Annotated in this window: 18 protein-coding genes; 10 read left to right on the top strand and 8 right to left on the bottom strand. The window is 49.8% G+C overall.

What is annotated here, in order from left to right:
* Positions 1–12: 12 nt before the first annotated feature.
* Both KGP26_RS14815 and KGP26_RS14810 read left to right on the top strand, forming a co-directional pair.
* Positions 13–540: an MltR family transcriptional regulator gene (locus tag KGP26_RS14815; protein ID WP_223535585.1), complete on the top strand. Its 528-nt coding sequence runs from the start codon at positions 13–15 to the stop codon at positions 538–540.
* A complete protein-coding gene (locus KGP26_RS14810) occupies positions 518–1,243 on the top strand; it encodes a nucleoside/nucleotide kinase family protein (protein ID WP_223535582.1) in 726 nt (241 codons plus the stop codon). Before KGP26_RS14815 ends, KGP26_RS14810 begins: the two co-directional genes overlap by 23 nt.
* On the opposite strand, the gene KGP26_RS14805 is transcribed toward KGP26_RS14810, so the two are convergent.
* Positions 1,226–2,047 (bottom strand): serine protease, encoded by an 822-nt coding sequence (locus KGP26_RS14805; RefSeq protein ID WP_021806511.1) that lies wholly within the window; start codon positions 2,045–2,047, stop codon positions 1,226–1,228. The two genes, KGP26_RS14810 and KGP26_RS14805, sit on opposite strands and share 18 nt — an antisense overlap.
* 295 nt (positions 2,048–2,342) lie before the next feature.
* Complete coding sequence (gene asr / locus KGP26_RS14800) at positions 2,343–2,633, bottom strand: acid resistance repetitive basic protein Asr (protein ID WP_218519296.1); 291 nt, start codon at positions 2,631–2,633, stop codon at positions 2,343–2,345.
* Positions 2,634–3,433: 800 nt separating this feature from the next.
* Here asr and KGP26_RS14795 point away from each other — a divergent pair.
* From KGP26_RS14795 to KGP26_RS14765, 7 genes are all read left to right on the top strand, one after another.
* Positions 3,434–3,772 (top strand): hypothetical protein, encoded by a 339-nt coding sequence (locus tag KGP26_RS14795; RefSeq protein ID WP_037375967.1) that lies wholly within the window; start codon positions 3,434–3,436, stop codon positions 3,770–3,772.
* Positions 3,773–4,075: 303 nt separating this feature from the next.
* A complete protein-coding gene (locus KGP26_RS14790) occupies positions 4,076–4,405 on the top strand; it encodes a hypothetical protein (protein WP_223664182.1) in 330 nt (109 codons plus the stop codon).
* A gap of 1,011 nt (positions 4,406–5,416) precedes the next feature.
* Positions 5,417–9,406 (top strand): non-ribosomal peptide synthetase, encoded by a 3,990-nt coding sequence (locus KGP26_RS14785; RefSeq protein WP_223664180.1) that lies wholly within the window; start codon positions 5,417–5,419, stop codon positions 9,404–9,406.
* 19 nt (positions 9,407–9,425) lie between these two features.
* The gene (locus KGP26_RS14780) at positions 9,426–10,955 is read left to right on the top strand and encodes a hypothetical protein (protein WP_021806508.1); all 1,530 of its coding nucleotides are present in this window, start codon (positions 9,426–9,428) and stop codon (positions 10,953–10,955) included.
* Positions 10,956–10,991: 36 nt separating this feature from the next.
* Positions 10,992–11,423, top strand: coding sequence for a toxin-activating lysine-acyltransferase (locus tag KGP26_RS14775; RefSeq protein WP_037375965.1), 432 nt, complete (start codon positions 10,992–10,994; stop codon positions 11,421–11,423).
* A gap of 133 nt (positions 11,424–11,556) precedes the next feature.
* On the top strand, positions 11,557–12,831 hold the full coding sequence (locus KGP26_RS14770; RefSeq protein ID WP_223664178.1) for an HlyD family secretion protein: 1,275 nt from the start codon (positions 11,557–11,559) through the stop codon (positions 12,829–12,831).
* On the top strand, positions 12,824–14,920 hold the full coding sequence (locus tag KGP26_RS14765; protein ID WP_209554263.1) for a peptidase domain-containing ABC transporter: 2,097 nt from the start codon (positions 12,824–12,826) through the stop codon (positions 14,918–14,920). The genes KGP26_RS14770 and KGP26_RS14765 overlap by 8 nt, the downstream gene beginning before the upstream one ends.
* Before the next feature lie 258 nt (positions 14,921–15,178).
* On the opposite strand, the gene KGP26_RS14760 is transcribed toward KGP26_RS14765, so the two are convergent.
* The 5 genes from KGP26_RS14760 to folM form a co-directional block, all read right to left on the bottom strand.
* Positions 15,179–15,979 carry an MBL fold metallo-hydrolase gene (locus KGP26_RS14760; protein WP_223664176.1) on the bottom strand — a complete coding sequence of 267 codons (801 nt, stop codon included), beginning with the start codon at positions 15,977–15,979 and terminating at the stop codon, positions 15,179–15,181.
* 71 nt (positions 15,980–16,050) lie between these two features.
* Positions 16,051–17,547 carry a carboxypeptidase M32 gene (locus KGP26_RS14755; RefSeq protein ID WP_094981297.1) on the bottom strand — a complete coding sequence of 499 codons (1,497 nt, stop codon included), beginning with the start codon at positions 17,545–17,547 and terminating at the stop codon, positions 16,051–16,053.
* A gap of 46 nt (positions 17,548–17,593) precedes the next feature.
* Positions 17,594–18,898, bottom strand: a complete 1,305-nt coding sequence (rstB, locus tag KGP26_RS14750) for a two-component system sensor histidine kinase RstB (RefSeq protein WP_021806503.1) — start codon at positions 18,896–18,898, stop codon at positions 17,594–17,596.
* Positions 18,895–19,623 (bottom strand): two-component system response regulator RstA, encoded by a 729-nt coding sequence (gene rstA / locus KGP26_RS14745; RefSeq protein ID WP_021806502.1) that lies wholly within the window; start codon positions 19,621–19,623, stop codon positions 18,895–18,897. The genes rstB and rstA overlap by 4 nt, the downstream gene beginning before the upstream one ends.
* Before the next feature lie 71 nt (positions 19,624–19,694).
* Positions 19,695–20,417: a dihydromonapterin reductase gene (folM, locus tag KGP26_RS14740; RefSeq protein ID WP_059200903.1), complete on the bottom strand. Its 723-nt coding sequence runs from the start codon at positions 20,415–20,417 to the stop codon at positions 19,695–19,697.
* Between the two features lie 120 nt (positions 20,418–20,537).
* On the opposite strand from folM, the gene KGP26_RS14735 reads away from it, so the two are divergent.
* A complete protein-coding gene (locus KGP26_RS14735; RefSeq protein WP_059200902.1) occupies positions 20,538–20,954 on the top strand; it encodes a hypothetical protein in 417 nt (138 codons plus the stop codon).
* Positions 20,955–20,985: 31 nt separating this feature from the next.
* Here the strand turns inward: KGP26_RS14735 and KGP26_RS14730 are convergent, their stop codons facing one another.
* Positions 20,986–22,377, bottom strand: a complete 1,392-nt coding sequence (locus tag KGP26_RS14730; protein ID WP_223664175.1) for an amino acid permease — start codon at positions 22,375–22,377, stop codon at positions 20,986–20,988.
* Positions 22,378–22,448 lie beyond the last annotated feature (71 nt).

The following is a 22,448-nucleotide window of genomic DNA, read 5'->3' as shown; positions in this document are numbered from 1 at the left end:
ATCGCAGGACGAATGAAAACGCTGACAGAAGATGAAATAATTGAACGACTGGACGAGCAGGAACAATTGCTCAATTGGTTACAGAAGGCAAATGAGATTTTATTTTCTGCTGTCAAAACCTATTTGCCACAGGTGTTTGTCAATAACGATCCCGACATACTCGAATATGCGGTAAAGCCATTGCTGGCAAAATCCGGCCCTTTGGACAATATGGATGTCTCCCTGCGCTTATTGTATGCACTGGGGAAAATCAAAAAAACCGTTTATGCCGATATCATCTGTCTTTCACAATTTAGCCAGCATGTGCAGGCGGAAAATAGCTCGCTGAGCTTTCATGATGAAATGACCTTTGATTTTATTTCCAACCTGAATGCCATTACGGAAAACGAACAACTTTTCAGTGCGATAAGAAAGATGAAGTTTTCCAGCTTTGAGGTTTTTAATAACGAGCGCTACGGCAACATGATTAAAACCGGATTAACGCTGGCGGTGACTTCGCTGTTAAAGGAACTGACCAATGAAAATAGCGCTAACAGTTAATGGGCTGACGATCGATGCCTTTTTTAACGATGAGGAGGTCGAACAGGTGCACTTACCTTTACTGCGCCTGTTGGCCCAAAAGCAGCAGCAAAAGGGGGCGCGCCTGGTGGTTTTCCTGGCGGCACCTCCTGGCAGCGGTAAATCGACGCTGACGGCCTTCTGGCAGCATTTATCGGCACAGCATGATGAATTACCGGCCTTGCAAACTCTGCCGATGGATGGCTTTCACCGTCCTAACTCCTGGCTTGATGCACAAGGGTTGCGCAGCAAGAAGGGAATGCCAGAAACCTTTGATCGTCAGCAGCTTGAGTTGGCGTTGGCTTCACTCGATCAACCACGTGTATTGTGGCCTACTTACGATCGCGTGTTGCACGATCCGGTACCCAACGCTATCGAGGTGACTGCACCGGTAACGATCGTAGAAGGTAACTGGTTGTTGCTTGATGAGCCAGGTTGGCGCGATCTGGCCCGTCACAGCGACTTAACGCTATTTATTCAGGCACCAGCACAGCAACTGCGGGCACGGCTGATCGAGCGTAAAATGCGTGGTGGTTCATCACTGGAGCAGGCCGGCACCTTTTATCAGCGAACCGATGGGCCAAACGTTGATAGGGTATTGCAGCACAGTTTGCCCGCCACCATTACCCTCCGGTGGGATAATGGTGGCCTGCGCTGTTCGGAGGAGTTACTTACCGGCGGCTAAGAGATCCAAAGCATCGCGAATGCCGGTAACTGACAGTGCGCGGTTATCGGCCCGGTAGCGGTCTTGTGCTGCGGGTGCAGAGCTCTGGATAGCGATAAGTCGCCAGCCTTCGGCGGTCTTTAATATCAATGGGGAGCCGCTGTCACCGGGTAAGGTGTCGCACTGGTGTGATAACACGCCTTGTTGTGCCCAACCGGTGACTTTACAATTTTGATGGCTGTACAGATCGTCCAGATGATCTTCTGGATAACCGGCCTGGGTGACCAGGCGCTTTGCCAACTTTAAGGTTTGCGTTAACGCTTTTCCGTCACCTTGCCATAATGGCAACGGTTTAATCGCCAGCGGTTTGTTATCTTTTAGCCTGATCAACGCAAAATCATACGCTGCCGCCGCTGGTGGCACGATCCAGCCGTCGCCATCCGCCTTCAGCTTTTTACCTAATGACTTATCGACCAGCGTTTCTATATTTTCCGTCTGGTATTGCCAGCCTTTGCTACCGGAAATAAAGCGCAGCGCCACGGCCTTATCAAGATTGCCAGGAGGGGCCAGTACGCAGTGGCCTGCGGTTAGCGCCAGATGGGGAGAGATCAGCGTAGCGGTACACAGGTTACCACTGGCGGTTTCTACCTGGCCAATAGCCTGCCACGGCCAACCGCTGGTTTCGGTGACTTTAATACGGTTATCTTTGCCAAAAAACAGACGGGTTTGATCGGCCGCAGACGCCTCGGAAGGGCTATCAGCATGCGCAGAATGGGATAAAGCCAAAGGAAATGAGCACAACAACAGTAAAACAGAGATGCGCATAGGTTTCTTGCCTGACAAATTCGGATCATCCATAGACACACTGAATGCTAACTATAGACTGATTTAGCCGCGGTGTAGATGGTCGGTGATTGATTTTCCGATAATTTCCTGAGAAAAATCGGAGATTACAGATAAAAAAAGCTGGCGATGAGCCCGCAAACGATCAGGGTGCCAAGGATGATTTCGAACCGATAGCGACGCAGCATAGACAACCCCCGATGAAAAAACACCCGGCGAACCGGGTGTTGACAACTCTTATCAAAACAGGTGAGGGGTGCCTCACGCCGGTTGACTATCAGGCTGCCGGAGTTGCTGCTTTGTTGCTGGATTTTTTGTGATGTTTTTTAGCTGCTTGAGCTTTCTGGGCCGGGGCTTTTTTACCGTTGGCATTGTGATGCTTCTTGGCTGCCTGAGCTTTTTGCTCGGTCGTTTTCTTGGCGTGATGTTTTTTCACGTGGGTGGTTTTCGCTGGTGCGGCTTGGGTAGTGGCGGCGGGTGCAGCAGCAGGAGCGGCGGCCTCAGCGGCGAAAGCGAGAGATGACAAGCCCATTGCAGCGGCAACAACCAGAGCTAATACTTTTTTCATCGGTAGATCCTCAACTATCTGTTGGTTTGTAACCCCACTGCGGGGCCGTTGAAACAATCTTATGCAAACAGAAGAATACTTTCCGTGAGTGATTGGTTTCGGCGTGTAACCTAATGTACGAGCGATTAGGGGAGGTTATCGCTAGTATATGTGATCGGTCAGGGAGGAGGGGCTAAGCTAGGTGTAAAGTCGAAGTGCGATCGTAGTAGTCGTAGCCGTAATTGCTTCTTATAACTTAGCCATTAGTGGGGATGATGTTGAACGCTGATACGCTGTGAATTCGTGCGTCGATGTGCTTAACGGTAGTAGCTACATCATCCTTTCGATAGCAACTGCTGTTATGCGCTTTGGGATAACAGTATAAGTAAGTTGAGCTTAGTGAGTATGGAGCAGTATTAAAGGGAGATAGGTATTCCGAAATGAAAAAGATAATTCCGATTTATGTTGCAGTTTCAGGTTCCCATCCGTTTTTTCCAGGCGAGACATATCGCGTGCCCGCTCATGCTGAGTAGATTAAAACGAGAGTAATTTAAGGTTTAATTTAATAAAAATCAGTAAGTTGAGTGGCATGAAAATATTGTAAAAAAATAATTTACATAATCCCATCAATGTTTTACTGTATAAGAAATGATCAGTGGGTGAGGGCGTCCAGTTTTTGGCCTTGGTCTATTTAATACAAAGCCAGAGGGCTTAATTTTGTGGTGAAAGCTGGTATGTTAATAAGGTGCTGATGGAAAATGCTGAGGCCTGACCTGCAATCGGCGACTGAAAATTGGACACTCTTTATATGAGGAATAATTATGGAGAGGCTACAATTAATAGCCATTAAGAGGACTGCAATGGGGACGGCCTTTTTTTGTACTGGCCCATATGACTATGATCACGGATTCGATCGTCTGATGTCATGCAAGACACTCGAAGATTTGAGAAGTGTTGTGTTTGGTGACATCTTACTGCATACGTTTTTGGAGCAGAGGAAGGTCGATGAAGTCAAACAGTTTGTTCTCAAGGAAGCGATCCAACTAGTTTCAGCCATAGAGCATGTTTCATGGGATGTCGCTGAAACTTTGTTGCTCCAGGTATTAACTGACGTAACGCGTCAAGTCTTGGGAAATGAGCAGGCTCGAGATATTGTGTGATAAATTTTAGGTCCAGTATGGCTAATGTGGTTTCTTTTAATATAAACAAAAAACCTTGATGTAAATTTAACTTTTTTGTTTTATGCGAAAAGGGAGATTTTATGAAGATAAAAAATTTCACTCACCGCTTCATTAATAACTGGATGCGAATCTCAACATATGTATTCCTTATTTTCTCAGGAGGGAACTTTCTAGGTAATAATCTTAATTCAAATAATATTATTAATCTTTTAACTGTACTATTTGGTTGTTTTTTTGTGGGCTTTGTATTCGTTTTTTTTCAAAAAATGGAGGAAGTAGAAGATGAGAGAAATTAGAGATATAGAGTTGTTCGCAGTTTGCGGGGCTGATGGAAAAGATGTAGCCCAATTAGTTGGAGGTGCTGCCGGTACATGGTTATCAGGTGGGAACCCTTACGCGGGTTTGGCCGGAGCATACGCTGGCGGCGAAATATACAATGGCATGCAAAATGGCTATCAAACTGCACCTGGAGTTACTGAAGGACTTGGATCCTTCAATCCTAGCTATAATCCTAACCTTTTAGTTGTTGGTGGCTCCCTTGGGGGCATGGGTGGGGGGGTTGGTGGTGGCTTCGGTGGAGGGGCTACATCAAGTGCCAATAGTGGTAGTTAACCTTCCGGTTGCAGTAAAGATCAGTCTGTAGACGCAATGATAGCCATCCGTTATGGATGGCTATATCTTTGATTACAAAGCTATAGTTAATTCCGGAGGAATTATATACGTTTAAATTATGTGCTTCATCAACCAGCACCGAATCGCTGTAATATTGCTGCTCACTCATACTCTCTCGATAAATACCATTCGGTATTATTAGTATCTGATGGAATTAGTTTCATATGGTAATTAATTGGTTCAATATCAAAAAAAAGCACATTAAATTTTACATATCAATATGTAATTGTCGTGTCATTCAATTTAATATAGTTAATGCGCTCAATATTAATATATGCAAATATTTTCGTGTAGTTACTTTTACAGCAATGCCGGTTAATTAAAGGTGTTGTATATTTCTTTTTTTTTCAATGTGTTATATTTTAATTATTAATGAGATTCATTAACGTTTGACTTGTTGTGGTTGCTGTGGCAGTTTTTAGAGTAAAGATTCAATAAGAATCGCACTATAGTGGGTACGCAATAGGAGTTACTATGAATTAAGTATATGTAAAAACCGGGGGTGTCCGCTTTTCTTTTTTGATTACATAGTCTTCTGGCAAGCGTAACTACCACTGAATCTTTGTATCTATCTCAATGGTTTTTCAGCATGTTTTTAAATGAATTACCTTGTTCAGGTCAGATTTATGGCTAATTAAGGGAGAGGGCAATAACTGCTTCCACAAAGGGTTCATGATTCCTCTTTAACACTTTTGCTTGCTCTTTTGAGGGGCGATAGATACACCTTGTAGCGATAGAGCGTACTTGAATTTAGCTTCTGCTAGGCTTTTATCTATTGCTTTGCACTTGGGGAACATGCTATCCCCAGCATGTCTTAGTAGTGTCTCCATGTAATGAAAATGCTAATAATGTTTCGCTAAACAGCTATGCCGTCCCGACCAATCTGAGAAAGTATGAAAGTTCTATGTAAAGTTGATAGTCTCCTCAATTAACGATAGGTGTATATATAAAATGGATTTTATTTCTGCCGAAAACAGTCCCCTGACTGATGCACAACAGGGAATATGGTATGCATCTCAAGCCAGTCATTGCTCAACGCTCTATGCGACAGGGCAGGCCCTGCACCTGCGCGGCGAGATTGATCAAACTAAATTGCGACAGGCTATCGAACAGGCCTTGCTGGAATTTGAGGTACTCAACCATAGCTTCATTGATGTGGATGGTAAGCCATCTTTCGGCCCACGAACTTCCAACGTGTGCGTAATATTTCGCGATCTCAGTCTTCAAGATGAACCTGAGGCTATTGCGCAGCATTCAATACAACAAATAATCCGTCAAGAGTCGGGTCCCGATTGCTTGCATCACCATAAACATCACCTGTTTCTACTGGGTAAACACGAGGCAATATGGTTTTCCCGCATACACCATATAGCCTTCGATGCTTACACTTATACTTTACTGCATCGTCGAGCAGGTGAGCATTATCATGCACTGTTACAAGGAACAACTGCTGCACCGAACCACTATGCTGAACTTACTACATTGTGTATGGACGATTTAGCATATAGGGAGAGCGCGCAATTTGAAGATGATCATCAATACTGGACGTACCACTGTGCGCAAATGCCAACACCGACCTTCCTGGGAGCACCAACGCAAGATATGGCGGCAGGTACTCTGGAGTCCGAAGTTGCCATTGATGCCAAACTGTCTTTGGCCCTGAATACTTTTTATCAACAGAGCAGAATAGCACTGTCCGATGTGTTGCTCGGCGTGTTTGCCAGCTATTTTTCATCGTGCCTTGCTGGCGCTCAGAGACTGCTTTTCGGACTGCCTTGCATGGGACGATTGGATGCTTTTGGCGCGAAGGCTGCGATAACACGTAGCAATATCCTGCCGCTACTTCTGGAATTGCCTCAGAACGCCAGCTTTTTGGATGTTTGCAAGGTGGTAGCAAAAAACAGACGTAATTTACTAAAACATCAGCGCTATCGTGGCGAATGGATTGGCAGGGTCATTGGCAGAGTTGGCGATACGTTACCTCTTTATGGAATTGAACTGAATATATTGCCCTGTTCCGACACGCTCGATTTTGCAGACTTGCAGACGACCGTCAAACATATCGCCACTGGTCCGGTACGGGATCTCAATATCCATTTGGAGCTAGGGGGGGATCTGCGACCTTGTCGCCTTCGTTTGATCGCCAACGCTGCGCGATATAGTCAGGCGGAGTTGCAACTGCACGCACAGCGACTTTTGCACTGGATCGCGCGAGTAGTTGAGACTCCCACGATACCAATACAGGAACTACCACTGGCGATGCCAACTGAATTGGCGTCGATCGCACAGTGGAACGACACCACTCATACGTTGCCCAGACACAATATTCTTGCCTTGTTCGACGAGCAGGTTAAAGCCGCACCACAGCAGTTTGCCGTGATCGACGAATCCTGCAAATTAACATACTCCGAACTGGAATTGCGCTCGCGGCGGTTCGCGCACGTTATCAGCCACCAACTGCAAGGCGCGCATGGCAAGGTAATCGGTGTCGCTCTGGAACGCAGCGTAACATTGGAAGTGGTTCTATTGGCGATCCTTCGCGCCGGTGCCGTTATTTTACCGTTGTCTCTGGAGCTTCCCTCACTTCGGTTACAAAAGATGCTTGAACAAGCGGGCGCTTCTTTAACTATATCCCATCTTTCTAACCGAAATAGGCTGCCAGTCGAGCATCCTGTGCTGGATATTGAATCACTGAGTTGCCTCGCGGAACATCAAGGGGAGATTGCATTACCGATATGTACAAAGCAATGTGACACCAAGTTGGCTTATATTCTGTTCACCTCTGGTTCCAGTGGTGAACCAAAAGGGGTAATGGTCGGTCATCTGGCGTTGGCCAATCGCCTTCAGTGGATGCAGGCCGAGTATCGCTTACAGCCGATGGACCGCGTGTTACAGAAAACGCCTGCAACCTTCGATGTATCGGTTTGGGAATTCTTCTGGCCCCTAATCAGTGGCGCAACATTGGTTATGGCGCGACCGGGTGGGCATACCGATCCGGCTTATCTGCTGGACTGTATCAACCGACATGAAATTACTACTTTGCATTTTGTCCCCTCGATGCTGGCGCTCTTTCTTGATGCTGTGGAGCGTTGCCCAGGGCCATTGCCGCTACGTAGGGTATTCGCGAGTGGTGAAGTTTTGTCTCCGGAGTTGGTAAAGCGCTATCGCGGTTTACTAACAGTACCGTTGCATAATCTTTACGGCCCAACTGAAGCCGCCATTGATGTTACTTACCACGCTCTAGATCTGGGTGGAGAAGAGCGTAGCGTGCCGATTGGCCGCCCAATCTGGAATACATGTATCCACGTGCTGAATAAATACGGTAGCGCTACGCCGATCTGCATCGAAGGTGAATTGCACATTGAGGGGATTTGCCTCGCAGACGGTTATGCTGGCCAACCCACCCTGACCTCTGAACGTTTTATCACCATGGCTGATGGCAAGCGCCTCTACCGAACTGGCGATCTTGCTCGCTGGCGTCTGGATGGCGAGATTGATTATCTTGGGCGTATGGATCATCAGATAAAAATACATGGGCAGCGAATCGAGCTGGAGGAAATTGCTGCGGTGCTCGGCAAACATCCGCAAGTTCATCAGGCCTGCGCCAACATGTATGAAGGTTGTATTATCGCCTATATTGTGGCTAATGGTTCTGAACCGGACGAAAACGGATTACTGGCTCTTTGCCGAGAATACCTTCCCGTATATATGCTACCGCAGCGCTGGTTGTTTCTCGCTGAACTCCCCCTAAATCGTAACGGTAAGCTGGATCGGAAAGCATTGCCGGCACCGCCAATTTTCCATCAAGAGGAAGGCAGTGTGCCATCAAGTCTGATCGAGCAGCGGCTCTGTGAATTTTTTGCTGATGCCTTACAGTTACATGCAGTGGCTCCCGAAGCGAACTTCTTCGAGCTTGGAGGCAACTCATTGAGCGCCGTCGATGCTGCGGCAAGAATAAAAGCCAGCCTAGGTTGGCAGATAACTATAGCCAATATTTTTGCTCATCCCACCGCGCGCTCACTAGCAAGGGATGGGCAGCGCAACGAGTTGAATATGCTCGATACGACTCTGTTGCTGAGACCTGTCCCCTATGCTTTTCGAACTAGGTTACCGACTTTGTTCTGTATCCACCCGGCTGGCGGCATCGCCTGGTGTTATAGCGGTCTGGCGCGTTTTCTGAAGACACCTTGCGAAATCGTCGGCTTGCAAGCGCAAGGCTTGACTCCGAGCAGCGACATCACTCAATCGGCGGATGATATAGCCAACGAATACGCCAACCGAATACGCGCCCATCAGCCTGAGGGACCTTATTGGCTGATCGGTTGGTCGGTTGGCGGCATGATAGCCCACAGTGTGGCCGTTCGACTTGAACAGCAGAACCAGAAAGTTGAGTTGTTGGCGATGATGGACGCTTATCCAAGCGACTTGTGGCGGCGCTTCGCTTTTGAAGAGTTAAATGCTAGAGAAGAAGAAAGTATGGCCTTGGCAGCTTTGCTCTTCATCGCGGGTATTGCGTTACCCTTTGACCGGGAGTTGCCTTCGTTGATTGTGCCGAAAGGTGAGGTGCTGGAACGTTCACAAACGATCGGATTACTGCGAAAAAACGGCAATGCTCTGGCTAGTCTTGACGATAACACGCTCGATCGGCTTATCGACGTCATCATCAACAGTCGTCGTCTGATTGGCGGTTCTAGGCATGATAATTATCGCGGAGATGTGCTGTTTTTCACTGCCGCCGCACCACGAGAAGAGGATTGGTTGGATCTGGAGGCATGGCGACCTTATGTACAAGGACAGATACATAACATCAACATTAATTGCGACCATCCTGGTATGGCCAGAGCCGAAGCACTGCGTGAAATCGCCGCGCATCTGGATGCAGTATTTGCGCGATTCGCGCAAAGTTCGTCGGTAAGTCAGCACGATTCAAACCGAAAATAATAGTGGAGCATATAGTCAAATGAGCTATTACCCTACACTTGCGGATCTTACAGAAAACCTGGTGTCGTTCACAGCCCATCAGGTCCCGTCTTCTTTAATCTGGATCACTGCGAATCTTGACGATGGTGAAGTGTTGCGCAGCGCTTGCAGTTATCTGATCGATCCCGTCAGCTCAGCCACCACCAAGGTATTCCAGGCGGAACGCTATGGCGGGAGCGGCATTCAGCGCAATGGTGGGGGGGCTCGATGTGGTTTTGAAGGCCGCTACCAAGTCAAGGGGATCGGTGCTAACCCTTTGGTTGGACAAGGTTCGGACTGGCATCACTCGAATGGCGCTCTCAGCGCCAGCCAGGCAATTTATGAAGCGTTATGGGGCGAAGTGCTGGCACAAGCATCACCTTATGGTGCAGTTCGCACACAGGCCATATTACTCACTGACAAGTACATCGATATTGAATTTGAGCGCTCTAGAGGGCGCGCCCGTCGTGCGCTACTGGTACGTGAACCAGTAGTTCGCCCAGCACATTTCGAACGAGCACCTTATTTCCGACCACAGGCCCAATATGCAGCGCAACTGATACATGATGCTCAACGTGTCAGATCTGTACTTCGCCTGTTACCGGCCTGTTTGCCGATACCAAAGGCAGGTTTCAGTAAGGAGGCCGTACAAGATCCACAACATCACTGCCTCGAAGGATTATGTGAATTAGCTCGGCGCGAAGCGCGTCAAATGGCGTTTTGTCGTACGCGATTCCTGATGTTGACCACATCACCGTCCAACATCGCAATGGATGGCAGGCTATTGGACTTCAACGGGCTCACCTGTTTATTCCCCAGTGATCATCGCGATGATTTCGAATACCGGCTTAAGCTTACTCAGTTGATGAAAGAGCCAGGGATCCTACAACAGGGTTTGTCGGATCTTAGCCTGTATCTCGGCAAATACATGTTTGATTCTGCTTTCGCATTGTTTGCGCAGCAGCAGTTGGAGGATTGTTTCAGGCAAGAATTTAAGGATGCATGCTGCCGCGGTTATCTATCACTATTAGGGATCCCCATTAATCTTTTATCTTTACAAGCCATGCCTAAAACGCTGGAGTTATTGGTCAATAGTTTCATGGCTTTGCTTGGCAGCCGTCACGAACTATTGTACTGCCCGGTCAACGACGAGAAAAGTGAGTCGCCGTTAGAACGGATGGTGGTGACGTTGATCCGTCGCAGCCAGGGTCAATCTGTCGCTGACTCCGATGATCTGGAGCATGACGGTCGCTTTAGGGAAACACTACGAGCCTTAACCGAAGCCAATCATTGGTTGGTTGAAACCTGCCATGCGCTAGGGCTCAATGCATCAGCTATTCTTAAAGATATGGAGTGGCAAGCGCGGCAAAGACTACAACCCAGAAGATGTTTGGGAAAAGTGCGGATGCTCAAGGAGATTGCTGACCTGCTTGAAGATCATAGAGATGACGAGCAACTTCTGCGACAGGCGTTATCCGCAAAGGCAGAGAGGATGCTGGTGTTCGCCAAAGCAGTGTTCGGGAACTGTTAAACCAACCTGTTACGAATCAAAAAGAGACGAAAATGCATGACATTATACATAAGAGAAACCTCCGATGGTCGAGAAGAGTGGTCTGCCTATGAGCAAATTGGTTTTGCCATAAGCTGTATGCTTCAAAACCGTAATTACTGTCTCTATCCAGTTTTGAGTATTCAACTCTGGACAGAGTTCGCCATCCAGCATAAGCAGATCAAATTCCTCTTCGATACACGCGGCCAACCGCTGGCATATGTCACCTGGGCATATTTGGCGTTAGATACTGAAGCACGAATGCTTCATGAAACAAAGTTTCACCTGCACCCTTCCGAATGGAATGAAGGTGACAATATCTGGATCCTTGATTTCTGCTGCAAACCCGGTTTTGGGCGTAAGGCTATTGAGCGTTTCATCCAAGTCAGACCGTGGGGACAAGGGAGGGTACGCTGGTTGAATCGCAGGAAAAAAATCATGACCCTATAGCCCGATACTCGGTGCTTTGGGCGTATCCGCCAAAAGTGGTAATAGCACAGATCTGAACAATTATCGGTGGCTAAAGAGTTAGACAGTGGGTTGTGCGGAGTGGTGGAAGAGTAGCAGATGAAGGGAGTTAATTTTGTTTCGTAAGGATGCTGTAGAAAATAGGAAAAAGAAGTGGCGAGGGCGTGCAGTTTTACTCCCGGGCATTCCTCTGTGGCTAAATATACTGAGTTGCACTTTTTTTATCGTGACTTTTTTTGCATTCGTTATTGTAGGCAGTTATACCCGCCGCGTGAACGTCAGTGGGGAGATTTCCACTTGGCCACGGGTGGTTAATATTTATTCTGGGGTGCAGGGGGTTGTGGTTAAACAGTTTGTCCTCGAAGGACAAATAATTAAAAAAGGCGACCCAATTTATCAACTCGACGTCAGTAAAAGCACGCTTAGCGGGGTCGTCAGTGAGAATCAACGTAGGGGTATTGAAAATCAATTGGTTCGCGTGGATAACATCATCTCGCGACTGGTAGATAACAAAAAAACCACATTGAACACCTTAGAGAAACAACGCTCGCACTTCAGCGATGCCTTCAAACGCTCATCGGATATAATAAAACGTGCAGAGGAAGGAGTGAAAATAATGAAAGAAAACATGGATAAATATCGTAGCTATCAGTCAAAAGGACTTATCAATAAAGATCAGTTGACCAATCAGGTAGCATTGTATTACCAACAGCAAAATAATTTACTTAACCTGAGCGGACAAAATGAACAAAATGCCTTGCAGATAACCAGTCTGGAAAGTCAAATTCAAACTCAGGCAGCCGAGTTCGATAACCGTATTTATCAAATGGAGTTGCAAAGGTACGAGTTACAAAAAGAGTTGGTGAATACGGATGTAAGTGGGGAAATTATTGTCCGTGCACTGTCTGACGGAAGGATTGACTCTATGAGTGTCACCATAGGGCAAATGGTGAGTGCTGGCGATAGCCTGCTACAGGTTATCCCCAAAAATATAAAAAATTATTATCTGATTATCTGGGTACCAAATGACGCAGTCCCTTATATTGCTGTAGGTGATAAGGTCAACGTGCGCTATGAGGCTTTTCCTGCCGAAAAGTTTGGTCAATTTTCAGCTGTGGTGACGACCTTATCCAAAACGCCGGCCTCACCGCAGGAAATGATGACTTACCAAGGGGCACCTAAAAATCTGCAAGGCGCATCTATTCCTTATTATAAGGTGATCGTGAAACCAGAGAAACAAGCCATCGTTTATGATGGAAAATCGTTTTCTTTGGAAAATGGTATGAAAGCGCAGAGCACATTATTTCTAGAAAAAAGAAAAATTTATCAATGGATGCTTTCGCCGCTCTACGATATGAAGTACAGCGCCATAGGACCGGTAAATGAATAACGACAGATTTAAATCCCTCGTCAACCAACTCGACATGCGCTTGCGTCAGCGCGTTCCCTTCGTTCACCAGACCGAATCCTCGGAGTGCGGGCTGGCCTGTCTGGCGATGGTCTGCGGGCACTTCGGCAAGAATATTGATCTGATATCACTACGTCAGCAATTCAACCTGTCTTCTCGGGGTACCACATTAGCTGGTATCAAACAGATCGCCACGCAGTTGGGAATGGTTTCACGTGCACTATCGCTGGATTTAGCGCAAATTAGTGTTCTGAAAACCCCTTGTATTCTCCATTGGGACTTCAATCACTTTGTCGTGTTGGTCAAAGTGAAACGTAACCGTTTTGTACTACATGATCCCGCTTGTGGCCGCAGAGTGGTTGGTGTTTCGGAAATATCTCAATTTTTTACTGGGGTAGTACTTGAACTTTGGCCAGGAAGCGAATTTACCGCAACAACGATGAAAAATCGCGTGAGCCTGAGAACGTTGATTGGCAGCATCTATGGGATAAAACGCGCGCTAACCAAAATTTTTTGCATGTCGATCGTTATCGAAACCATCAGTCTGGTGATGCCAATAGGGACTCAACTGGTGATGGATCATGCGATCCCGGCAGGTGATCTCGGACTATTAATTCTCATTTGCGTTGGATTGATGTTTTTTATCCTGCTGCGTGCGACTGTAGGCATGATTCGCGCTTGGTCATCGCTGGTGATGGGAACGCTCATCAATGTGCAATGGCAATCAGGTCTATTTAACCACCTGCTGAAACTGCCGCTCGGTTATTTTGAGCGGCGCAAACTGGGAGATATCCAGTCTCGTTTCAGTTCCTTAGATACGCTACGCGCGACTTTTACCACAAGTGTCGTCGGAGCGATCATGGACAGCATCATGGTTGTCGGTGTACTGGTGATGATGGTGATATATGGGGGATATTTGAGCGGCATCGTACTGGTGTTCACTGCAGTGTATGTAATCATCCGTCTGCTCACCTACGGATATTACCGGCAGTTATCGGAGGAAACGTTGATCCGGGGGGCCAGAGCCAGCTCATATTTTATGGAGACGCTGTACGGAATAGCTACGATCAAAATGCAGGGCATGGACGAGCGGCGGAGTATGCACTGGCTTAACCTGAAAATTGACGCCATCAATTCGAGTATCAAGTTAACCAAAATGGACCTGTTATTTGGAGGTATCAATACCTTTGTTACGGCTTGCGATCAGGTGGTAGTTTTATGGTTGGGTACCAGCCTAGTGATCGACAATCAAATGACTTTGGGCATGTTCGTGGCGTTTGGGGCATTTCGAGCACAATTCTCCGATCGGGTCGCCTCACTGACGAATTTTCTACTGCAGTTAAGAATGATGAGCCTGCACAATGAGCGTATTGCTGACATCGCACTAAACGAACGTGAACACCAAAAACCTGATCGCCACATTGTCGCGGCCATGCGTCCGGTGGCTCTGGAAACGCATGATCTCAATTATTGCTACGACAGCCAATCTGCGCCAGTATTCAGCGATCTGACCATCGCCATTGCTCCTGGGGAAAGCGTGGCCATCGTCGGCGCTTCTGGAGCTGGGAAAACGACACTGATGAAAGTATTGTGCGGGTTGTTTGAGCCCAGTTCAGGTCGGGTCATGGTTGATGGCACCGATATTGGCCAATTAGGTATAAACAATTACCACAAGATAATCGCTTGCGTGATGCAGGACGATAGATTGTTCTCTGGTTCAATACGGGAAAATATATGCGGATTTGCCGAAGAGATGGACGAAGCTTGGATGGTGGAGTGCACCAAGGCTAGCTATATCCACGATGTGATAATGAAAATGCCCATGGGTTACGAAACGTTGATAGGTGAGCTCGGTGAGGGGCTTTCCGGCGGGCAGAAACAACGTATATTCATTGCGCGTGCACTATACCGGAAACCGGGGATTTTATTCATGGATGAAGCAACGAGTTCTCTCGATAGCGAAAGCGAACGTTTCGTAAATGTGGCAATAAAGAGGTTGAATATCACCAGAGTGATAATAGCACATAGGGAAACAACGTTACGAACCGTGGACCGAATGATTTATCTATAAGAAAATGTGGATTGAGCCAATTGAAATTGCGCTAAAATTCTATCGCATGACGGCCGTCCTTTCCGTCAATACTGTATAGCGTAATTATGCTTGGTATCATTAGTTACAACATACATAAGTAGTCGTAAAAACCACGAGCCTGCAACACCTGCGCTCGAGGATAGGGTGTGCACTATGTGGCATCATTAAGCCTAACAGGTAAGAATAAGGCGGGACGCTATTACGGCAGGTGTGTCGGGGCGCAATGCCCCGGAAGATTTACAACAACGAAATCCTATCCCCCGTCGCCGGGCTAATCGTATTAGGTAACCACAGCTGCCCCCAAGAGCCAGTGCAATGGCAGCCCATCACTTTCTCAGGTTTGATTTGTTTGAGAAAACGCTGTACCTGCAATAATCGCAGAGGCGAGGCATATCTCAGGTGAAAGCCGCCAATCAGCGCGTGGATCTTATCGATACCGGTGATCTTCTGGCAGTGCCGCACAATATTGATTATTCCCCGGTGTCCGCAGCCAGTGATGATTATCAGGCCTCGATCGGATTTATAAATCAGCACACCTTCATCGGCGATGTAATCAGGGGATTGTTGGGCATTTTCAATAATGCCGTAGGCTTTGGGGGCAGGCACCTCGATTTCACCGGACCAAAGGAACCGCTCACTTATTTGCACTGGGGTTCTGGTCAGCTCCATGGCGTGGCGCGAGTAATCCACTTCCGGCGATAACCGTTTGATTTTCTTTATCCGGCCCAGAAGATTAACGGCGGCATAGCGCACGTCTTGCACGCCGGGATGGCAAATTATTCTGCTGTTATCGGGCAACCAAGGTACGCCACCACTGTGATCGTAATGGCCATGAGAGAGCACGGCAGCGGTCAGGCTGTCGAGGTTAATCCCCATTTGTGCAGCATTCTGTAAAAAACTGCCGTCCGGCCCGGTATCAAAAAGCACGCTGTCCGATTCATCCTGCACTAACAGGCTCAACCCTGCTTTGGCGATTAACGCTTTATCCGCTCCGGCAGCCAGGCGATTTTCAAGTAACACACTGATGGTTAAGGTCATGTGGACTCTATTTTGCAAATCCGTACGTTAAGTTATACCAGCAACACCTTAACGTACGGAGGGGGCGGAGATTACAGGTAACGGCTTTCCAGATGCCGGCGGAAATAGCTTGGGTCTAACGTCTTACCCGTGGCGTTGGTGATCAACGTATCGGTAGGGTAACGGCTGGCGTGACGCCAGATATTTTGCTGTAACCAATGGAATAGCTCGGTTAAATTACCGGCAGCAATATCTTCGCTCAGCTTGGGCATTGCGCTACGTGCACTGTCGAACAGTTGGGCCGCATACATGGCACCCAAGGTGTAAGTTGGGAAGTAACCAAAGGCACCGTCCGTCCAGTGGATGTCCTGCATACAGCCGTTGCGATAATCGCCCACGGTATCCAGGCCAAGGTAGCTGTGCATCTTCTCATTCCACAGCGCTGGAATGTCCTCTACCTCGATCTCGCCCTCAATCAATGCGCGCTCGATTTCATAGCGTAATATCACATGGGCAGGGTAGCTGACCTCGTCGGCATCGACGCGGATTAGACCCGGCTTCACCCGCTGATTAAGGCGAATAAAGTTGCTCTCTTCCAGGGCCGCTTGTTCACCAAACTGATTGACGATCAGCGGCCGCAGGACTTTCAGGAAGTCACTACCGCGAGCCAGCTGCATTTCAAAGAACAGGCTTTGTGATTCGTGGATCGCTGTCGACCGAGCTTGCGCTACTGGCTGGCCCAGCCACTCACGGGGCAGGTTTTGTTCATAACGGGCGTGGCCGGTTTCATGCACGATGCCAAGTAGCGCGGTAAGGAACTCTTTCTCGTTGTAGCGTGTGGTGATACGCACGTCCTCCGGCACGCCGCCGCAGAACGGATGAGCACTAACGTCAACGCGGCCGCCGTCGAAGTCAAAGCCGAGCAGTTTCATCACGCTCAGGCTCAGCTTACGCTGGGTGTCGACATCGAACGGACCTTGCGGGATCAGGCAAGTCTCCTGTTGCTGTTTGGCGACCACCTTTTGCAATAGGTCGGGCAACCAGGTTTTCAGATCGCCAAAGATACGGTCCAGATCGCTGCTGCGCATGCCAGGCTCATACAGATTGAGCAACGCATCATAACGGCTGACGCCCGCTGCCTGTGCGCGGATCTGCGCCTCTTCACGGCTTAGCTTGACCACCTGGCGTAGGTTATCGCTAAAACCTTCCCAGTCGTTGGCCGGGCGTTGTGCTCGCCAGGCATGTTCGCAGCGCGCACCGGCAAGGGATTTGGCTTCGACCAGCGCTTCTGGCACCAGCACGGCATTGTCATACTGGCGGCGCATTTCGAGCAGGTTGGCACGGTCAAATTCATCTAGCGCTTCTTGTTGCGCGCGGTCGAGCAGTTCACCCGTTTTCTGTGCCGTCAGGATTTGATGCTTCAACACGCTCAATTCCGCCAGGGCTTCGGAACGCGCCTTGTTGCCCCCCGGCGGCATCATGGTTTGCATATCCCAGCCGCTGATGGCCGAGAGATGGTCAAAACGCGAAAGGCGGGTGAATAGGGCGCGAAGTTGGCCGTAGGCCGTAGTGGATGATGCAGATGTCATTTGTTCAACTCCATAGTGGATCCGTTGAGCCAACGGGGCCGGATCGTCATGCCGGCTCTGTTTTGGTATCTAAAGGGGGTTTAATCGGCCAGCAGAAGCGGAAACTGGCGCCGCCCAAAGAGCTGGCCTCCACAAAGACCTGGCCTTGATAAGCCACGGCGATGGAATGCACGATCGCCAACCCAAGCCCGCAGCCGCCGGTAGCGCGATCGCGGCTGGGATCGAGGCGGACGAAGGGCTCGAATACCCGTTCGCGCTCTTCTGGCGGAATTCCTGGGCCATCGTCTTCCACCTGCAAGCATGCGGCGTCACCGTCAAACCACAGGCCGACGCGTAAACGCCGTTCGCTATAGCGCAGGCCATTGTTGACCAAGTTGTCCAACACGCGCTCCATCAGCCGCAGATCGACACCGCCAAAGTCACCGACATGCGGGATGTTCAGCTCAATGTCGCGCTCTGGGTGGATCAACTGGATATCGGCCACCTTATCCTGTAGCCAGCCGGGCAAATCGATAGGCTCGATATTTAGCGCGACCTGAGGCCGATCCAGACGCGCATAGGTCAATAGCTCGTCGATCAGGGATTCTAGCTGGCCGATATCCCGATTCAATGCCTGCTGCTCGCCGTCGGTCAGGTTATCGCTCATGGCCAATCGGTAGCGCAGGCGTACCAGCGGAGTCCGTAGCTCATGGGCAATACCGTCAATCAGCTGTTTTTTACTGACAATCAGCGTGTTGACGTTATCGGCCATCTGATTAAAGGCAACGCCAAGCCGGTAAAGGCTCGAGGTGGGTACAAAGTGTGTACGCTCATCGAGATGCCCGGCCCCCAGGCGTTGGGCGGCATTTTCCAGTTTCAGCAAGTCCTGCCAATGCGGGCGCATCCACAGGAACACCGGCAGGGCCAGCGACAAGCCGATAAAAATCAGCAGCACCAAATCCAGGATGCGCATCTGGTGCAGATAAAACAGATAAGGGATGGGGCCAACGACCAGCACGTAGTGGCTACGGGGAATGCGCTGCATAAAGGTGTAGCGATCGTCCAGTGCAATAATCTCTCCCATGTGCAGACGCTTGGTGAGATCTTCATTCAGGTTCTGCTTACCGAGCGGCTCGATATGCAGTTTGAACGATAAGTTTAGATCCAGGGTGGCGATGGTTTTGTTCCAGTCTTTTAGCGGGATCTCCCGCAGTTCGCTGCGCATCAGATACAGCGAACTCTTCATCAGGTCGTCCATCGATTGGCGCCCGGCGCGTTCGGCGGTGACCTTGTAAACCAGGCCAACCAGCATCGCCATTACCAGAAAGCAGACGAACAGCAGTAAAAAGAACTGCACGAACAGTTTTCTCATTGTTGCACCGATGCCCAGGCGTTGGGGGCAAACAGATAGCCCTTGTTGCGCACGGTCTTGATGCGAAACGGCTCCAGGGCATTGTCATACAGTTTGCGGCGCAGGCGTGAAATGGCCACATCGATGCTGCGATCCATACCGTCGTAGCTGACACCGCGCAGGTTTTGCAGCAACGCTTCACGGGCCATGATTTGCCCGGCATGGGTGGCCAGTTCCCACAGCAGATCGAAATCTGAAGTGGAGAGGGTGACGATTTCTTCCCCCAGCGTCACCTGGCGGTTGACCGGATCGATGCACAACAAACCAAAATGCACGGCATTATGTTGGGTGATGTTCTGCGTTTGCTCTTCTTTTGGCTGGTTGCCACCGTGTTGGCGCAGGTGTAAACGCAGGCGTGCCAGCAGCACCGCAGGCGGCGTGGTTTTCAGGATGTAGTCATGCGCACCCATTTCCAATGACAGGATGTGATTCATATCGCTGTCCAGCGAGGTGAGCAACACGATCGGGCCGGGATAAACCGGGCGCAGATCGCGGCACAGCGTCATGCCGTCCTTGCCGGGCAGCATGATATCCAACAGCACCAGGTCTGGTTGTTCCCGCTCAATACAGGCCTGTGCCGTATCGCCACGGGGTTCGATGATGACGTCGATGTCATGTTTGCCCAGATAGGCGGCAATCAGTTTGCCAACCTCAGGATCGTCTTCTACAAAAACAATTTTAGTCATAATAGGGTGGTTTTATAGGAAAAACGGCATCCAGCATAGCGCGCTGCTCGGTGTTGCGCCATGCCCATTATTCAGCGCAGCGGTCGTCCGCCATCCACACCGTGAGTGCGCCCGGTAACGTAGCGGCTGCCCATCAGATAATCCACCAGATTGACCACTTCGCTTTCCCCTGGGGCGATCTGCATCAGGGATTTGGTCAGTGCCTGCTGACGATAGGTTTCATCATCACCAGTGTTGAACATGATCAGCGCCGGGGCGATCGCATTCACTTTGACTTCGGGGGCCAGCTTGCGGGCAAAGGAACGGGTCATATTATCCAGCGCGGCCTTACTGGCGGCATAGGCAATGTGCTTGTCGCTGCCTTTCTCCACCACATAATCCGTCAGGTGGATGATATCGGCACCGGCTTGCCCTTGGCCAAGCAGGCAGGGTTCCAGCAGTTGGTTTAGCAGGTAGGGCGTGTAAACGTGGATCTGGAGCATCGAAGCCATCACCTGTTCCGGCGGAGTATCGGCCGATTCTGCCAACCAGGCACTGGCGTTATGGATCACGGCACGCAGCTTTGGGGCGACCTGTTTCACCTGATCGGCAAAACGATAGATCCCTTCGTGGGCAGAGAAGTCACCCTGCAGGCAGATCGCACCAAGGTCTTGGAGTTCGGCTAACGCCGGGTATTCACTGCGATAGGCAATAATGACCGGAACGCCCCGTTGTAAGAACGACTTGGCCAGAGCCAGCCCAATTCTGCGGGCACCGCCGGTGATCAGCACAGGGGCCGAGTTGTGAGAGACCATCGAGTAAAGCTCCTGAGCAAACTGGCAAATATTAAGGTAATTATGCCATTATACGTCAGAAAGCGGATAACGCTTGCCATCGATAACATTTCAGCACTGGCCACCAGAAGGGTAACGAAGATGAACAACGATCATCTTGCATTCGTCGCGCGCAGTGAGAGAGTCTGTTTTGACTACACCCATTTTTTATCTGCTTCCTGCAAGAAGCAGTGGCGCTTTATAGATGCAATCTATGGTGTGATGCCCATTTTTGGCATGGTCGTGAAATCGCGCGTGGCAGACTCACGCTCGCGTCAGGATCAGTTGAAAGAGTTGGCATTACAGGTGGTTTCGACGCAGGTCAGCGATGAGGTCAATATTATTCGCCTGATCGATCTGGCTCGGCAGCAGCGTTTGGTGGTGTTTGATATTCAACTGCCGTATCCGCTGGCGGCGGAGCAGTTGGACGCCATTGAGAAAAAGTGCGGCGAATCAGTGCTAGTGACGCAGGTGGGTGAGAGGATCACCATTAACGCCCAACCGGTGCCTGGCAATTAACCGGGTGAGGTCACCCGGTTAATGGAGTCGATCAATGCAACATAAACCATCCGGCCGGGAGGGTTGCAGCCAACAGCAGCATAACGGTGCCTTTCTCTAGTCGGTTGAGCAATTTCACTTCCTGATGTCCACTGCGGGCATACATAAACACCAGCAAGCCAGGTGCATACAGCAGCACCGACATCAACAGGTGCATAAGGCCTGAAGCATAGAGTAGCCACAGCCCATACAGGCAGGCACCGCTCGCGGCGAAAATCAGCCGCTTATCCTGCCGCTGACGGGCTACCTTGAACAGGAAGGCTCCCACCAGGAAATAAGGCACCAGGATCATCTCGGAAGCGATGGTCAGCAGCGAATTGTAGTTGCTGCCGGTCAGCCAGATAATCACCAGCGCAATTTGCACTGCACCATTGGTCAACCACAAGGAGGCTGACGGAGCGTGGTTCTGGTTTTGCTTGCGGAAAATTTTAGGGAATGCGCCGTGTTGAGCGGCAAGCAGAGGCACTTCGGCCGCCATGATAGTCCAGCTGAGGTAAGCCCCGCACACCGAAACGATCAGGCCAGTGGCGATGATCACATCACCCCAAGGGCCGATCAGGTCAACCATCAGCACCGCCATTGATGGGTTACGCATTTCAGCCAGCTCACTGCGTGGCACCACGCCGAGCGACAGCAGGGTGATCACCAGATACACCGCCAAAGCGGAAATCACGGCCAGCATGGTGGCGCGGCCAACGTCCTTTTTCTGCTTGGCGCGGGCGGAAACCACTACGGCTCCTTCAACACCGATAAACACCCACAGGGTGATCAGCATGGTGTCTTTAACCTGCTGCCAAACTGGCGTACCAAGGGCAACGCCGTGGAAGTCCAAGGTGAAGGTATCCATGCGGAACGCAATAGCGGCCAGCACGGCAAACAGGCCGAGCGGCAGCAACTTGGCGAGGGTGGCCACCAGATTGATACTGGCCGCCGTTTGCACGCCGCGCAATACCAAGGCGTGGACGATCCACAGCAACAAGGATTCGGCGATCAACGCCTGCCAGGTGTTGCCATCGCCCAGGATCACCGTGCCGCTGCGGTCTGTAAACAGGCTTAGTGCAGCAAACACGATCACCAGATAAGAAACGTTGGCGATCACCGCACACAGCCAGTAACCCCACGCAGAGCAGAAGCCCACCAGTTCGCCAAAGCCTTCTTTGGCGTAGGTGAAGATGCCACCATCCAGGTCGGGGCGCAGGCGGGTCAGTAACAACATGGCAAACGCCAGGAACAGAATGCCGACGCCGGTGATGGCCCAACCAATCAGCAAGGCCGCCGGGCTGGCAACCTCGGCCATATTCTGCGGCAGGCTAAAGACGCCTGCGCCCAGCATTGAGCTGAGCACCAAGGCGGTTAACGCGGTAAGACCAAGTTTTCTTTCCAATGATGGATCCCGAGACAGAATAAACAACTATGCGTTCCGTGCAGGCCAGCCATAACGTCATGGCAATTACC

Origin of the sequence: Serratia sp. JSRIV002 (assembly GCF_019968725.1) — a bacterium.
Lineage (GTDB): Bacteria > Pseudomonadota > Gammaproteobacteria > Enterobacterales > Enterobacteriaceae > Chania > Chania fonticola_B.
This window is presented reverse-complemented; position numbering and strand designations above follow the sequence as displayed.

Coding starts and splice junctions, on each gene's coding strand:
- KGP26_RS14760 (WP_223664176.1), bottom strand. CDS start 15,979: ATGACCTTAACCATCAGTGTGTTACTTGAAAATCGCCTGGCTGCCGGA.
- rstA (WP_021806502.1), bottom strand. CDS start 19,623: ATGACTAAAATTGTTTTTGTAGAAGACGATCCTGAGGTTGGCAAACTG.
- KGP26_RS14815 (WP_223535585.1), top strand. CDS start 13: ATGAAAACGCTGACAGAAGATGAAATAATTGAACGACTGGACGAGCAG.
- KGP26_RS14795 (WP_037375967.1), top strand. CDS start 3,434: ATGGAGAGGCTACAATTAATAGCCATTAAGAGGACTGCAATGGGGACG.
- KGP26_RS14765 (WP_209554263.1), top strand. CDS start 12,824: ATGAATAACGACAGATTTAAATCCCTCGTCAACCAACTCGACATGCGC.
- KGP26_RS14755 (WP_094981297.1), bottom strand. CDS start 17,547: ATGACATCTGCATCATCCACTACGGCCTACGGCCAACTTCGCGCCCTA.
- rstB (WP_021806503.1), bottom strand. CDS start 18,898: ATGAGAAAACTGTTCGTGCAGTTCTTTTTACTGCTGTTCGTCTGCTTT.
- KGP26_RS14805 (WP_021806511.1), bottom strand. CDS start 2,047: ATGCGCATCTCTGTTTTACTGTTGTTGTGCTCATTTCCTTTGGCTTTA.
- KGP26_RS14790 (WP_223664182.1), top strand. CDS start 4,076: ATGAGAGAAATTAGAGATATAGAGTTGTTCGCAGTTTGCGGGGCTGAT.
- KGP26_RS14780 (WP_021806508.1), top strand. CDS start 9,426: ATGAGCTATTACCCTACACTTGCGGATCTTACAGAAAACCTGGTGTCG.
- KGP26_RS14735 (WP_059200902.1), top strand. CDS start 20,538: ATGAACAACGATCATCTTGCATTCGTCGCGCGCAGTGAGAGAGTCTGT.
- KGP26_RS14785 (WP_223664180.1), top strand. CDS start 5,417: ATGGATTTTATTTCTGCCGAAAACAGTCCCCTGACTGATGCACAACAG.
- KGP26_RS14810 (WP_223535582.1), top strand. CDS start 518: ATGAAAATAGCGCTAACAGTTAATGGGCTGACGATCGATGCCTTTTTT.
- KGP26_RS14775 (WP_037375965.1), top strand. CDS start 10,992: ATGACATTATACATAAGAGAAACCTCCGATGGTCGAGAAGAGTGGTCT.
- folM (WP_059200903.1), bottom strand. CDS start 20,417: ATGGTCTCTCACAACTCGGCCCCTGTGCTGATCACCGGCGGTGCCCGC.
- asr (WP_218519296.1), bottom strand. CDS start 2,633: ATGAAAAAAGTATTAGCTCTGGTTGTTGCCGCTGCAATGGGCTTGTCA.